The following is a 13,976-nucleotide window of genomic DNA, read 5'->3' on the forward strand; positions in this document are numbered from 1 at the left end:
GAATGATTAAAATGTTCAAGCTATTCAAAAAGAGCGATGCCCCTGTCGCTAACGAAAAATGGTTTCGTCGCTGGTCGAAGGCAGGCGTGGAGATATCTGCTGCTAGCAGCTCAGGCGGGCTCAAACTTGACGGAGAACTGGTCCGTGGCTATCTCACCCAACTCATAGATGATGGCTTGGCTGCTGAGACGAATGAAGGCGCCGTTTTGCCGTGGGATTCTCTCTATCTTGCATTGTCCAATCCCGCTTACGCCGGTCTGGTAGATGTGCTGGAAATCCCCAAGTTGGTGAACGCCAAACCCGCGCTTAGGAGCAGCCAATCGCTTGCCGACAAGGACTTCTCCATTGCCATTGGCGGATGGAGAACCCAAGATGGAAAACCATTCGATGGCGAGCTTATTGGACCGGTATTGGTTGATGGGGAAAGTGATGGGCTTATGCTACCAGCCCAGTGGGAACTTCTCAAAGCAGCTGTTGCCTTCGCTAGACGGCCAGCTGAGGAACATTCCGACCTGGCACATCGCCAGGCTTGGGGAGCTATACGAAAAATGGCTCTTTCCGCAGACGCCATTTTGGATGACTTTCTTCACCGGTCAGTCGTACTTACGCCGGAGACCCTGGATATCCAGCTCCGCAAATCCAACGTTGTCGGCGACGATAAAGTTGTGGAGGTTATTCCAGGATTTGCAGATGAACCGCTAGGGTGGCTTGAGGCCTTCGACCGGGCGAAGGAAGTCCGTGACCGTTATGACATTCCAACTGCGGAGGGAATCGTTCAGGTACTCATCGCTCCGAAGGTGAGAACTGTCCTTCAAGAAATCAAACGGATGGAGCACCGCAGGGTCGCCGGAGGGCGGGCCCAGACATTCTTGGTCAACCCTTTTTCTACATTGGGGCCCGACGCGACCGATGTCATTAGCGAGGAGCAGTTCGAACGGGCACGTGATGACGCAGGCCTGACTCACGAGCGGTTTATACCTGTTGTGGAACGAGATGGTTTAGGGCGCCCAGAAAAAGTAGGCCTGATGATTGAGGTGTCGAATTCGTCGGGGATTCTTTCATCGGAGTCACGCTGGCTGAATGTCGATGAATTGAAGTCTTTCGTTCAGATGCTGAGCGTTAGCTTGGAAAAAGGCCACCAACTGCTTGCATGGCATGGCTATGATTTTGAGTTAAGCGGAGAGGCCTCTCGTGACCTCGATGTCCTGCGTGAAGTGCTTAGGATATGGCAATCGTCGACCACTTTGGTCTCTTATGCACAGGTGCATGACCTAAGCGGATACTCAGCCCGTATCGAAGGTATTGGAGCTGAAAAGCCTTACCACTCCCCATTTATTGCCAAGAAAAATGACGGGGAAGGATGGTTCCCCGAAAATGTTGTTCCGATGGTGGTCTATCAACCGAAAGATGGCTCGGAGCCTATCGCGGTGCCGACAAGTAAGGCTGCGATTGAAAAGTTGAAGGAAGATATTGAGGTTGCTATCGGCATCGGGAAACAATCCGTCGATGTGCCCTGGCTTCCAGAATCCATTTCAGTGGAAGATGGCAATGCAATTGTTAAGGCCTTTGGTCGATTATTCGATGAGCTGGGAGCCGAGGATGCCTCTGACCAAACAGGTTCTAAAGGCACGCGGGGCAAGCGGGGTCTTGACGTTCCGGCGCAGTTGATACTTCGGGCGAATATCCAGAAGGTCGAATATGAAGAGCTTCGGCGAGAGGCTCTGGAATCATTGCCTAGGGCGCCTAAAATACCGGTGTCGATACGTCCGGAATATTCGCTGCTTCCGCATCAATGCGAAGGACTAGCTTGGCTCCAGCATCTATTCAGTTTGCAAACAGAGTACCAAGTGAGAGGGGCCATACTCGCCGATGACATGGGGCTCGGTAAGACATTTCAGCTGTTAGCTTTGATTGCCGGTCTACTCGAACGGGACCCACACATCGCGCCGATGCTTGTAGTCGCCCCCGTCTCTTTGCTCGAAAACTGGGCGGAAGAGGCGCAGAAATTCTTTTTGCCGGGAGCTTTACCTCTCCTCACGGCATACGGGAAGGGGCTGGACAGCCTTCGTGTATCGAGGTCGCAAATTGATGAGCGCCTTCTGGACGAAGACAAGTTGGTAAAGTTTCTGGTCCCGAACTGGGTCGGTAATGCCAAGATAGTTTTAACAACATACGAGACACTACGTGACTTGGAGTTTTCATTTGCGGCACAGAAATGGTCGCTCATGGTCTGTGATGAGGCACAACGCATCAAGAACCCTGCCGCCATGGTGACTAGGGCGGCAAAGAAGCAGAACGTGGACTTCAAAATAGCGTGCACTGGAACGCCGGTGGAAAACACGTTGGCTGACCTGTGGTGCCTTTTCGATTTTGTGCAGCCCGGCCTCCTCGGCGCATTAAACGAATTTGGGGAACGCTACAGGAGGCCCATTGAGGCGAGCACTGCGGAAGAGAAAAGTCGTGTTGAGGAACTTCGTGCACGCATAAGTCCACAGATACTGCGGCGCCTCAAGATTGATGTGGCAACCGACCTTCCACCAAAAATCATTGTTAACGACTGCCGCCGCCTGCCGATATCGACAGAACAGAGGAATTTGTATTCGAAATCTGTTGATAGCTTCAAAAAGCGAGCCGAGCCCGGGAATGCAAGTCCCTTCAAAAATCATCTTGGATTGCTTCATTATTTGCGTTTGGTTTGCACGGACCCAAGGCCACACGGCTTAAATATATTTAAACCCGAGGTACTCCGTGAGTATCGTGAAAAAGCACCGAAGCTCCATTGGCTCCTCAATGTTCTGCGCGACATAAAAGCGAAGGGCGAGAAGGCTATTGTTTTCTGCGAATTCCGTGAAATTCAACGTTTGCTACAGCACTATATTGAAGAGGAATTTTTACTTCGGCCGGACATCATCAACGGCGATACCAGCGCATCCGCCGCTCACACCGCAAGTCGTCAAAAGCGCATCAAGGCGTTTCAGGAAAAGGAAGGCTTTGGTGTCATTGTACTTTCACCCATTGCAGTTGGATTCGGCGTGAACATTCAGAAGGCAAATCATGTAATCCACTATACGCGGACATGGAACCCTGCCAAAGAAGACCAAGCGACCGACCGTGCGTATCGGATAGGCCAAAAGAAGCCCGTGTATGTGTACTACCCGGTTGTCCACGCCCATGATTTCACGACCTTCGACATCAAACTGGATGAGCTGCTTGAATACAAACGCAAACTTGCGGAGGATATGCTCAATGGCTCCGGCGACATCACCCCAGGGGATTTTAAAATTGTAGACGTTGTGCCCGGCGCTAGCGCGGATGACATCGATAAGCGAATTGACCCTGACTTGGCATCGCGCATGGGATGGCAGCATTTCGAGTGCCTAGCGGCGGCATTGTGGGCGAAGCTGGGGTATGAGTGTTACCGGACGCCTGCAACAAAGGATTACGGGGTCGACGTAGTCGCAATTTCTGGCCACTCGGGCCTTCTCATCCAAACCAAGATTTCGGGTACGGACGGGCACGCCCTCAATTGGGACGCGGTAAAAGAAGTTGTTGCCGGTGAGGCGTACTATCAGCGTCGACATCCTAATGTGCAGTTCAAAAAAATCTGTCTTACAAATCAGTTTTTCAACAAGCATGCACGCGAAAATGCGGATTTGAACAACGTGAAATTATTGGACCGTGATGAGTTAAATATTTTGCTAGATAAACACCAAGTTATGATGTTAGAGGTGGAACGGATGCTCTATGCGGAATGGTCGTCCTGACATTGGTTCTGTTAAATAAGTAAGTCGAAAGTGCGTTTTAATGGCTCGTTAACTCTTGGATTGGTCTTAAGAGATATCTAGATTTTTGGACTGATACGATGGCGTGCGATGCAACGCCGAAAATGAATGATGGTTTAGTAATATTAATTTGACCTGAAAGGGCCCGTGCATGCGAACTGATTTGATGGCGGAGGCCATGTGTTGGGATTTGTCCCTGAATGTCACGGCTGACTATGCCTGCGCCAACACGGAATTTAGTTATTTCTGCTCGCATTCTGTTTGTTTGCAAGAAGTTAGACCGAAAAAAATCGTGAACGCCCATTTTTTTGCGCCTGGGATGCATGTACCAGGTTGCCCCAATGAGCCTGAAAAATCCGACGGTGACGGTACCGCGCAAAAGCCTGCCAAGCGAGTGTCAATAGTGGCACCACCTGCCGTCCCAACTGAGCTTGGTCCGGCTAAAAGCCGCAAGGGAAAGGTGAGAAAGCCGACAAAAGCCGAGTTGCTCGCTCTTTCTGACGCGTTGGAGGGAAAGCCGCCAAGTTGTGCTGGAACCTTGATAGAAGTAGTAAATGCTTGGCGGGCTATGCCGAAGGACCAGCGGCCTGAGAAGCAATTGTCTATTAATGATGAGAAATTTACGTACGAATCAGCGTTTTATTGTCTATCCGAGTTTGGTGAAAGTCCAATTGAAAAATTGCCGTGCGCTACCAAAGTCATTCATGGCTTGGCAAGAGTTGACGATGACGAGACTTGTTATTGGATTAAGTCTGTAAAGACTTTTCGAGCAGATAATTGCAAGCTAAATTTAATTATTAGAATATCTAAAGACAACGGTATGACGGATAAATATATGAAGGATTTGTTGGCGAATTCTCTAGGCGTTACATCATTCACGTTATTCTATTCTGGGGATGTGCCGAAGTTATCGGGCAGCGGAAAGTCCTATGGCATAAGCAAAGACATTTCAAACGACTACCAACGCTTTGTTGTGTTGCCGAACTAAATTTCGAGGAATCATAAATCTGTTATGGACGGCGGCTAAAAAGCGATATGTAAATAAAATAAATTTTATCGTATTGAAGTTATTTCATCAAAACATGAAAAGGAATTTTATGTATTCTTCATTGACCATCGCACAACAAGCGTTTCTTTTTAATTTATATCAAATTCTTCGAGCAGCACCGCTCTCGGAGCATGGTCGGTATCGTACTTTCGAAACCGCCGCCGTTGATTTGCAGCCCTGGCATATTGATAGCATTTCGGTGAAAGCCCTTGAACAGCTGGTCAGCAACCGTAACGCGAAAGGCCTTCGGAGAGGCCATCGAATGGCACGTAAGGCCCGGGCCGACCACATGTTTCACCACAGTACGTCGATGAACCAAGACGAAATGCTTTCATATTTTTATGAAAATGATGTTGTTACTATCATTACGTCTGAAGAGAATGCACAAGATGGTGACACACATTGGTCAAATGCAATCAGAGTTCCACCTGAACGCCTTAAAGGTGGCTCCTACTCCCTATACGCTACCAAAGCAGATATCGCTTGGGCGGCTCAGGAGTACGCTAACTACCTAGCGGGGCAGGTTGAAGAATGATAAGGCGTGGCCAACTAATGTTGACAACATTATGCAGAACAATGGAGTATTAAAGTGCTTTTGACGGCAGAAGAATTTTATCAAACTTTAGGGCTATTTCGAGCCCTACCTGAACGTATCACGTCCGCCGACGAAGCTACATTCCGGCGTGTATATGGCCAACAAGAAGCTGGTATAGAAAGAAATATCGTCTATGTTTTCCGTGCTGAAAGGCCAATTCCACGCTTAAGAGGCGTAAGCGATGTAGTGTATATCGGTCAAACCAAGGGCACCTTCAAACAACGGTATCTCCCCTCCGCAGCACTACATGCCACTTCGAAAGCGAATAAAATTAAGTTTGAGCATATTGTGGCGCATTACGGACCGATTCGAATTATGCTTTCACCTTTTAGTCAGTTCGGCGATTCACTTTTGAAAGCTGAAGGTCAGCTTTTGTGGTGGTACTTCCAAAACCATTATGAGTACCCGCCCGTTAACTATACAAAAACCAAGGTTCGTAATGACGTTGTATCGATAGCATAAATCAACCAATGACTATTCGCTTTAGGGAGCAAACATCTAGACTATACAGGGCGGCGAGAATGGATTATTGTCATGACCGGCGAATCATCTTATTGGAAAGCGAGCCGGAGATTACTGATACCGTTTGGCCGAAGAAAAAATTAACTTTCCACATCTGGCCAGGACTTGGTGCAAACGAAATGGCCTGCGTGATTGGCTTTATTTGTTGGGGCGGCGAGCCTGTGGCTCCGATAAGACCCGCACAATTACGGAGAATTGAACTCCATGTGCATGAAGAAACGCAGCTGCTGTCTCTCTCCCGGCACTCTGCCGAATGTCGAGTGCCTGATTTATCAGCTCCGCTGTCTTTTGGTTTCGACGAGAGCTATCAATGCTCTCGCCCTGACTAGCCGTCTCCGAAGCGGTTGGTATATTCTCCGTTCCCATAGCGTTGTCCTCCTCACAGGACAACGCTAATCGTCCTCCAACTTTACCATCTGATGTACCTCAATTTGGCAGCGATTTGTACCAATCGCTGTCAACCCAAGCATTCGCGCCATCTCGTCATAAATACCCCGTGATTCCGTTTGTGCGATGCAAAAAATGCAATTCGACTACAATGTTCAGATATATAACTTTGAGTAGCCGACATATGCCAGAAATCATTCGCAAGGGCGATTCGACCAGCCACGGTGGAACGGTTTTGGAGGGCTCGCCTGCTGACATCTGTATGGGCCAACCAATCGCATACATCGGGCACAAGGTGCATTGCCCGAAATGTAGAGGTGACTTTCCTATTGTGGAAGGTGTGATGACGGCTACGTTCTACGGTCAAGGCGTTGCTGTTGCGGGCATGAAGACGTCGTGCGGCGCTACGTTGATAGCATCCCAATTTACCGACACAATCGAGTGGAGTAGTGGCGCTTCCGGCTCAAGCGCAGCGAAGCAATCGGCCGCAGCTGTAACCGCCATCACCGCTGCGCTTGCGCCAGGCGCACTTCCGGCACGCGCCGCATCCAACGAAACGCCTGCGCAGAAAACAACCGAAAAGTTCGATGAGCAGCCACAGCTCCAAGACGCTGCGATTACTGGCATACCGTACTTTGTCGAAACCAAGGACGGTCGAACGCTTTCGGGCCGTGCCACGGCAGATGGCGTACTGCCTCGTATTGAAACGTACGACGAGGAAGAATATACCGTCTATTGGGGTGACGATGCCCTTGCAAGAATATCAGGGGCAATTTAATGGGAAAAACGCTCAAACAACATGCCGTAGTGAAGACCAACACCATCAAAGACTCGGTTTGCAAGATTGATGTGCCCCCTGTGAAATTCTCAGATTTGTGGAGCAACTATGTGACCGGAAGCCCCTATAAGCCCGCTCCGAATGACAAGGGGGATTACAGCAATCAATGCGCGCTGCGCATGAGCGCGACCTTTCACAAAGTTGGAATTAAGATGCTCTCGTTCTCCCAAAAAAGCGTTAAACCGATGCCCGGAACGGCGGTGCTGGGGCGCGTTATGATGGACGGATTTCCTGCCGCCGTGCGTGCCTATGAGCTAGGCGGGTGGCTGGAACTTCAGCCATTTTGCGGCTTGCCGCAGAAGTCCGAAACCCTCACCAGTAAGACTTGGGAAACAGAGGTAAAGGGGCGGACGGGTATTATTATGTTTCATGCCTATTGGACGCGTTCCGGGGAGGCTCCCGTGGACGCGAGCGGGGGGCACATCGACTTGTGGAACGGCTCCAGCTTAACGATAAGCGGATTTTGGGACGGTTTCGCTACCCTCGGCCGTAGGGCTGGGATAAATGAGTTCTTTCCTGGAACTCGGTTTGGATTTTCTGACTTACGAAATTCCAAGAAAATCTTGTTCTGGGAGATTAAATGACTCGTCGCTTTATCATTGCTTTTGTGTTCGCGCTGCTCGGATTTGCGAGCCTGCTAGTTGCTAACTTCACATATACGTGGACGTGTCAACATTTCGCTAATTTTTGTAGGGTCTACACAGGCCCATGCCCAGGTATAGACACCTGTAAGCCCGACACACTGCTTAATCTAGCGCTGGTAGCAGTGTATTTTGGACCGCCTATTGTGTTTGGCATAGTTGGATTCGTTTACAGTAAAAAGCCCCGTAGCGTTTGGTCTTGGCTTGGACTTACCGTGGGGCTTGTCGCTTTGCATTCAGTCATAATGATGGTAGGTATTCAAGGGACGACCCGGTGAGCCATTTAGCCGTTCGGCTGAATATTTACGGTCTAGAAAGATTTGATGTGCTTCGAACCGCGGGCAATTAATACACGATGAAATCATTGCTTGGTGGAGAAATCTACAGTTACGACCTTGATGGTTGGTGTGTCGAGTGGGAGAGTACCACCGACTACCGCCACTGGTGCCAACAATCAAAAACAGGTTTTGAGGAAAACCTGCTCGTGGTCATGTTCAACCCTGGGAGCTTGAACAGTGATGGCCGGAACCTACGGAGGGATACAACGCTCAGAATTCTTCGTGAAGTATGCGAACCGATAAGCGTCAATATTTTCGTAGTCAATCTCTTCGATTTCGCAAGCCCTGCGCCGGACGAGCTATTCGCCAACTGGCCAAAACGAGATAGTCATGAATTAGTCTTCGCAAAGTTACGGAGCATGAAATTTTCAGCCATCATAAGAGCTTACGGTGACTATGAAAATAGAGGTGAACGCGATGCTGAAATTAAGGAGAGAATTTCATTCGTGAACTCAATCTTCTCAAACCTTAAAGAAATCGCTTTGCCTAAAAATTCTAGCGGAACTCCAAAACATCCTATGATTTGGCAGCGGCAAATGTTGAAGCCAGAAATTTCAGCGCTATTGGCACAAGGTATGGGATTGAAATAATCATATTGCAGCACGTCGGGCCCAAATGGTCAGCAATACTCAGGATAGTAGGAAGTCCATACTTCAAAAAATCTTAACGAGGAATTAACCTCGTGGGAATTTTGCAATGCCAAACTCTTGCCGTAAATTCTACTTGGCATATGGTGGCATCAACCACGTAAGGAGAACCTCGAAAAACCTCGTCGTTCCCGCGCAAGCGGGAACCCATGCGGAGCATCGCGCCCGGCGAAGTATAGATTCCCGCTTTCGCGGGAATGACGAATTCCGGTTATTCGAGGTACCCTAAGGATGAAACCGATTGATTACTTCCCCGCTATTTGGTTGGCTAGCTGGAAGCGAGACGCTCCCCAAACGCTTCCACTCAGAAGATGAGGCCGATAACCTAGATGAGCATCTCATGTAGCGCCCGTCGGCGCGTCCGATGGTCAGCTCGTCGAGCAGGCGCGGCAGGCGTACGTAATAGGCGCTACGGCCCATACGGCAAGCCTGGTGCGCCAGCGCGCAGGCCAGCCAGGTCTTGCCGACGCCGGTCGGGCCGGTCAGTAGCACGTGGTGTTTTTTCTGCAGCCACAGGCCGGCCAGCAGGCGTTGGTACAGCGCCTTGTCGAGGCCGCGCGCGTGGCGGTAGTCGGTGTCCTCGGCGGCCGTGTTGGGCTTGAGCTTGGCCCGCTGAAGGCGCAACGCCAGCGCCTTGCCATCGCACTTGCTTACTTCGTGCTCGACCAGCAGGCCTGGGCGTTCCTCGAATCCGAGATGATTATAGGCTGCCGGCTGGCGGTGCACCAAGTTCTTATATAAACGGTATATATCGTTTAGTTAGTTTACTGAATTTGACTGGACTGGAGGTGACTTCGCTGCGTTGGCCATGCTCAATCTCCATTTGATTTTCCAGCTAACGGCTATGCGCGGCCAAATTCGCTGCGATTTCATCGCTGTCTGACTTCCTAGGCGGCCAGAACATTCCGGCGGTCGCTGTGCGCCAATTTGCTGTCGGCACGGCCCAACGCACAAAATACTTTAGGCGCGCACAGCCGTGAAGTTAATCAGAAGATTTTGAAGAGGCGCGGTCAGCGGAGTGCCGAACCTTGAATTTTACGAGATACTGTGTATGCTGCGAGACGACTGCAGCTTAAGCCCAGGCATAAATGACGAAGCGGCCTGAGGGCGGCTTTTGTTTAGCTCTCGTTTGATACGGATGTGGCCGGAATATCGTCGCCATGTCCTCCTGTCATGAAGCACGTCAGGGAAACGCGGATGGCGGAGCCTGCCATCCGACCAGTTCGGCGGTTCGGCGCATTACCCACTTGGCCTCTGGCTCGGATACCCAGCCCGTCGCAATCAGCCGCGGTAGATACTGGTCCAAGATTTCGGTCTCGGTCATGTGAGCACGTTTTCCGGTCTTGGACTCAATGGACTTGACGGCGAGCTGTTGCGCAAGGTCTTCGCAGTTGTTCCAGCGCTCGAGTAGCTCCGGCGGCGTGCAGCCAGGGCTGTAGAACCGGCCTTGGTAGCGAGTCATCAGAAACTTTGCCTGCGCGCCTGAAACGGCGCCTAGGTTGGCTGGACGTGGGAAATCGGGGGGCAGCGCGGCAAAGCGCGCCGCTTCCGATTCATCTTGCCCATCATCGCCGAGTTCAGTATTCATAGTGTCTTTTGCGTGGATGTTGACCTCTCGCCATCATACTCCCGCGCCGAGTTCTTGGCCTGGAAGGCGGCCATGAATATCTTTGAAAAGTAGATTCAGTTCGTCGCGAACGGCCTTCGGGCCGGCTAGTTGCGCGAGCCATACAGGTCCGATTAAAGACGGGGGCCTAACTGATGACCCGGTGTTCATCAGTCCCGACTGCGGAATGGATTTAGCCACCGTACCGCAGGGCGCGTGTTGCTCGAGTGGGTGTCCGACATCGTCAGTCAGGCCGAGCGTATCGACGACCACGAGCTCTTGACCCAGCGCATGGGCTTCGACCAAGCCTGATTTCAGTCCGCGCCGGCCAAGCGGAAGCGAGCAAGTCCCTTCTGGCGCCCATAACGCCCGCACTGCTGCTGAGCGCAGGGCCGTCAAGTGCATCTAACATGTGCCCAGCCTTAGTGATGGTTCCTCCGAGCCGTCAGCGGTGAGGCGTTCCAATGGCACTGCGCAGCGGTAGACCATATGTGGCCCTGAATTCGCAATGAATCGGCCGATAAAAAATATTTTCAAAAAATATCACGTGATTTGGTCACTTGTGCCTATACCAAAGGTGGACGCATCCTGCATCCAAAAATACCTGCCCAAAGGACAAAATTATGCTGACAAAATCCGACCTGTCGAACCTTGTTAAACTCGAAACTGAATTCAATGCGGCCATCGAAAGCCGCATTGCTGCGCGTGAAGCGGCTGACTCTGTCGAGTTCCGGTATCGCGCACTGCGAGAGATGTACGAGCACGCTGACAACCTGCAGCGCGCACTGAAAAAGAATCGGTTTTTCGAGGAAGAAGAGTTGTATGCTCCGGTCCACCGGAATCTCGAGGGTTTGCATAGGAAGACGCAAGCGTTATACATGGTTGCGGAAGCTGCGTATGAAAACGCCCACACAGCCGCAAAGAACAGATTCTCCTTGCTTGAAGATGCACGAAAATCTGCGGCGCTCAGTGCGCCAGAAAATGAACCAGTGGCCAGCGACGAACTCCTGTTGAAAAACATTTAGAAATTTAATTTGATGACGGGCTTGCTAGCTGCACGCCCCTCATTTTTTGACAACGGTCGCCGCTTCCTGGGAGTATCGCGTAGCGGAAGACGAGGACCAGACATGGCTTTCGCATGAGCAATTAAGAGCTTCTGACCGCAGATACTTCTGCAGCAAGGGCGCAGTCGGCCAACTTCGACAGCAACTAGTTTTAGTGGTACAGCAAGCGCGGTTCAACTTTTAGGGCGTTCTCTTCCATTTGCGCGCGTATGACGCAGCCAGCATCGGCCCCACGCGGGGTTCTGCATGAGCCGCCAGCGAAGTCATTTATTTGGAAATCGAAGGTATTTAGGAGGGACGTTCGGAATCAACCACACGCCGTTGTCAGAGCGCCTAAATTGGTACCCGTCGCGGAGCAGCGGGAATGTCTCCACAATGAGCACGACGGGGCTACCCCTCCGCGCACCTACTTCTTCTGCGGTTTGTTTCGTCGCAGACAGGTGTACATCTCTTCGCGTTCCTGGCAGCAAACCCTGCCGGCGAATCGATGCGATGAACTTTTCCACGGTACCGTGATAGAGAACCGGCGGCGGCGTCCTGACCGTCATCTTCAAGTCCACATCGACAGAGTGCCCTTGGGCGGCTCGGATGCGCGTGCCGTCCTCACTCAAGGAAAACCGCTGCTTATCGTTTCCAGCTACTAGCTGGAGTAACTCATCCCGTGTAATTGAAATGCCGGCTCCGGCAGATTTCACGAGTAAGTCCGAGACGTCGGTCCAGCCGCTCCTGTCCAACTCTAAGCCTATTGCATCCGGCCGGTGGCGAAGCCAACGTGCCAGCAGCTTGCTCTTCTGTTCCGAATTTGTCATTGGATTGTTTTTGGCGGCCTTGCACGGGTCTTTCTAATTACTTCCTCTACTCTGGCCTCCTCCTCTAGTGCACGGAGGACCTCTGACTCCGCGAAGTTGGGCAGAGCAAAAAAGCGGTCGACCGCCGGGTTAGACCTCGCGACGTGTGTTATCGCCTCAAGTGGGGACCCGTTGCACAGAGCATCAAGCATTGTCGCCAGCTTTGCGGCGACGCCGGGTTCAACCAGCGCCAGGACCGGGTTGGTCGGCGCGACAAGCTGGTGCCGATGCTCGTCCGGCCAGCCGTGTTGGTCGTCATCCAGCGCTATCCAGCGCGTTAGCCCTCGTTCCTTTGAATCGATATCGATGGCACCAAACCTAGTCGGTGCCGGGAATGTGGCCGCACCAATAACGCGCTCTTGAAGCGCCGGCGATAAGCGCTTTAAGGCGGTTTCATACCCGAACGCACGTACCCATGATGTCGCCAACACAATTCGTAAATCAGGGTACGGGGATAGGAGAAGCTCGAGCAGCGAAACGTACCGAAAAAGAGGTTCATCGGTTGGATTGCCATGCACATACACCTTTGGGCGCAGTGGTTCCTCAGGCGTAACGCGGACATCTGCCGGATGCAAAATACCATCGAAATCGAGATACAGTACTGGGTTCATGGTAGCCAAAAATGTGAGCATTTATAACTCTGAGTATGCGCTCTGGCGTCAGGACATATGGTGAGGTCGGGGGACATACAGGCCAAAGCCAGGGATACCAGCAGAGACGAAATCAGTTGGCCATCGTCGGCATTTGACAGTTTCTCCTGCCGGTAATGCCAGGCATTGTCGACCAAGCTGAATAGGAAGTGAGTTTCCGTTGGCTCAGCATTTCATGTGGTCTTCTTCCAATCGCGCGCGCATGATGCATCCAACATCGGGCCCATCAACGCGCCGCGGCTATCATTGTGGGCGATAATTTCGACGTCAATTCGAGCGGGATAGTGCCGCAAAACATAAAGAGCATATTCGCGGATGACCTCAGGCACCCCTGGAGTTTTCAAAGGGTTCAGCAATTCCGCTAAGAATTCGCCAGCGGCCAGTAGCGCGCGAGTGCGTTCATCGGGCATTGTCACAATTCCTCCAATCCTAAATTATTGCTCTCGAATTCATCAGCGGTATGATGCCCCGAGCCGGAGCCGGTCGAGTTTTTTTACTTTAGTTAAAAACCGCATCGATGCTAGAGGCCGGGTTGGCCACTGTGAACAGTGTCTTGGTCATCGGTCTGCGCCGTATCAAGTACAGAGAAAAAACGTTCTCGCAAACTAGATTTATTGATGTCGTATCCAATTAATCTCGAGACAATCTCGTTCCGCATGAAATCATATAGTTCTTGAAGAAATGACCCTACCAGTTCAGCGTACCTGCCATCAAACTCATCAAGCCTGGACTTCCCCTGCATTTCCATGATTCGCCTAAAGTATTCTGTTGACGTCGCCGACAGTTGCCCCAATTCGTCGATGGATAGTGTGCCGTCGTCCGCTAGAGCAAGCTCTCTAGTAAAACCTATCAACAGGCCCATCGGAAAGAGCTGCGGAAACAGCTCCCTTCCGTTGCGCGACTCGAGCTCGAGCTTAAGAATTTGTATCGACATGCACCTGCACCCTTAGCTGCGAAAATTGCAATAATGGTTGGGAAGTACGATTGCTATATTGGTTTACCCGTGAGGA

At 51.2% G+C, this 13,976-nt stretch carries 15 protein-coding genes; 9 read left to right on the forward strand and 6 right to left on the reverse strand.

Features of this window, described 5'->3' with window-relative positions; genetic code table 11:
* Window positions 1–2 precede the first annotated feature (2 nt).
* The 8 genes from ACSQ3S_RS12065 (at window position 3) to ACSQ3S_RS12100 (ending at window position 8,741) form a co-directional block, all read left to right on the forward strand.
* The gene (locus ACSQ3S_RS12065) at window positions 3–3,764 is read left to right on the forward strand and encodes an SNF2-related protein (RefSeq protein ID WP_436142504.1); all 3,762 of its coding nucleotides are present in this window, start codon (window positions 3–5) and stop codon (window positions 3,762–3,764) included.
* A gap of 169 nt (window positions 3,765–3,933) precedes the next feature.
* Window positions 3,934–4,770, forward strand: a complete 837-nt coding sequence (locus tag ACSQ3S_RS12070; protein WP_436142505.1) for a hypothetical protein — start codon at window positions 3,934–3,936, stop codon at window positions 4,768–4,770.
* Between the two features lie 109 nt (window positions 4,771–4,879).
* Window positions 4,880–5,365: a hypothetical protein gene (locus tag ACSQ3S_RS12075; protein WP_436142506.1), complete on the forward strand. Its 486-nt coding sequence runs from the start codon at window positions 4,880–4,882 to the stop codon at window positions 5,363–5,365.
* A gap of 54 nt (window positions 5,366–5,419) precedes the next feature.
* The gene (locus ACSQ3S_RS12080; protein WP_436142507.1) at window positions 5,420–5,887 is read left to right on the forward strand and encodes a hypothetical protein; all 468 of its coding nucleotides are present in this window, start codon (window positions 5,420–5,422) and stop codon (window positions 5,885–5,887) included.
* 59 nt (window positions 5,888–5,946) lie between these two features.
* Window positions 5,947–6,276, forward strand: coding sequence for a hypothetical protein (locus ACSQ3S_RS12085; RefSeq protein WP_436142508.1), 330 nt, complete (start codon window positions 5,947–5,949; stop codon window positions 6,274–6,276).
* Window positions 6,277–6,518: 242 nt separating this feature from the next.
* Window positions 6,519–7,112: a PAAR domain-containing protein gene (locus ACSQ3S_RS12090; RefSeq protein WP_436142509.1), complete on the forward strand. Its 594-nt coding sequence runs from the start codon at window positions 6,519–6,521 to the stop codon at window positions 7,110–7,112.
* Entirely contained in the window at window positions 7,112–7,756 is a 645-nt protein-coding gene (locus ACSQ3S_RS12095) for a type VI secretion system amidase effector protein Tae4 (RefSeq protein WP_436142510.1), read from the forward strand. Before ACSQ3S_RS12090 ends, ACSQ3S_RS12095 begins: the two co-directional genes overlap by 1 nt.
* 412 nt (window positions 7,757–8,168) lie before the next feature.
* Window positions 8,169–8,741 (forward strand): DUF1643 domain-containing protein, encoded by a 573-nt coding sequence (locus ACSQ3S_RS12100; RefSeq protein WP_436142511.1) that lies wholly within the window; start codon window positions 8,169–8,171, stop codon window positions 8,739–8,741.
* Between the two features lie 282 nt (window positions 8,742–9,023).
* On the opposite strand, the gene ACSQ3S_RS12105 is transcribed toward ACSQ3S_RS12100, so the two are convergent.
* Together ACSQ3S_RS12105 and ACSQ3S_RS12110 are read right to left on the reverse strand one after the other, a co-directional pair.
* A complete protein-coding gene (locus ACSQ3S_RS12105; RefSeq protein ID WP_436142512.1) occupies window positions 9,024–9,524 on the reverse strand; it encodes an ATP-binding protein in 501 nt (166 codons plus the stop codon).
* A 457-nt stretch (window positions 9,525–9,981) separates the two neighbouring features.
* Complete coding sequence (locus ACSQ3S_RS12110; RefSeq protein WP_436142513.1) at window positions 9,982–10,386, reverse strand: hypothetical protein; 405 nt, start codon at window positions 10,384–10,386, stop codon at window positions 9,982–9,984.
* 641 nt (window positions 10,387–11,027) lie between these two features.
* On the opposite strand from ACSQ3S_RS12110, the gene ACSQ3S_RS12115 reads away from it, so the two are divergent.
* Window positions 11,028–11,429 (forward strand): hypothetical protein, encoded by a 402-nt coding sequence (locus ACSQ3S_RS12115; RefSeq protein WP_436142514.1) that lies wholly within the window; start codon window positions 11,028–11,030, stop codon window positions 11,427–11,429.
* 302 nt (window positions 11,430–11,731) lie between these two features.
* Here the strand turns inward: ACSQ3S_RS12115 and ACSQ3S_RS12120 are convergent, their stop codons facing one another.
* The 4 genes from ACSQ3S_RS12120 to ACSQ3S_RS12135 all read right to left on the reverse strand — a co-directional run bounded on the left by ACSQ3S_RS12120 (window position 11,732) and on the right by ACSQ3S_RS12135 (window position 13,900).
* Window positions 11,732–12,277 carry an RNA 2'-phosphotransferase gene (locus ACSQ3S_RS12120; protein ID WP_436142515.1) on the reverse strand — a complete coding sequence of 182 codons (546 nt, stop codon included), beginning with the start codon at window positions 12,275–12,277 and terminating at the stop codon, window positions 11,732–11,734.
* On the reverse strand, window positions 12,274–12,927 hold the full coding sequence (locus ACSQ3S_RS12125) for an HAD domain-containing protein (RefSeq protein ID WP_436142516.1): 654 nt from the start codon (window positions 12,925–12,927) through the stop codon (window positions 12,274–12,276). The genes ACSQ3S_RS12120 and ACSQ3S_RS12125 overlap by 4 nt, the downstream gene beginning before the upstream one ends.
* A 212-nt stretch (window positions 12,928–13,139) precedes the next feature.
* On the reverse strand, window positions 13,140–13,376 hold the full coding sequence (locus tag ACSQ3S_RS12130; RefSeq protein ID WP_436142517.1) for a BPSL0761 family protein: 237 nt from the start codon (window positions 13,374–13,376) through the stop codon (window positions 13,140–13,142).
* Between the two features lie 110 nt (window positions 13,377–13,486).
* Window positions 13,487–13,900 carry a hypothetical protein gene (locus ACSQ3S_RS12135; RefSeq protein WP_436142518.1) on the reverse strand — a complete coding sequence of 138 codons (414 nt, stop codon included), beginning with the start codon at window positions 13,898–13,900 and terminating at the stop codon, window positions 13,487–13,489.
* Window positions 13,901–13,976 lie beyond the last annotated feature (76 nt).

The sequence above is a fragment of the Duganella sp. LjRoot269 genome (assembly GCF_964254095.1).
GTDB classification, from domain to species: domain Bacteria; phylum Pseudomonadota; class Gammaproteobacteria; order Burkholderiales; family Burkholderiaceae_D; genus Rugamonas; species Rugamonas hordei.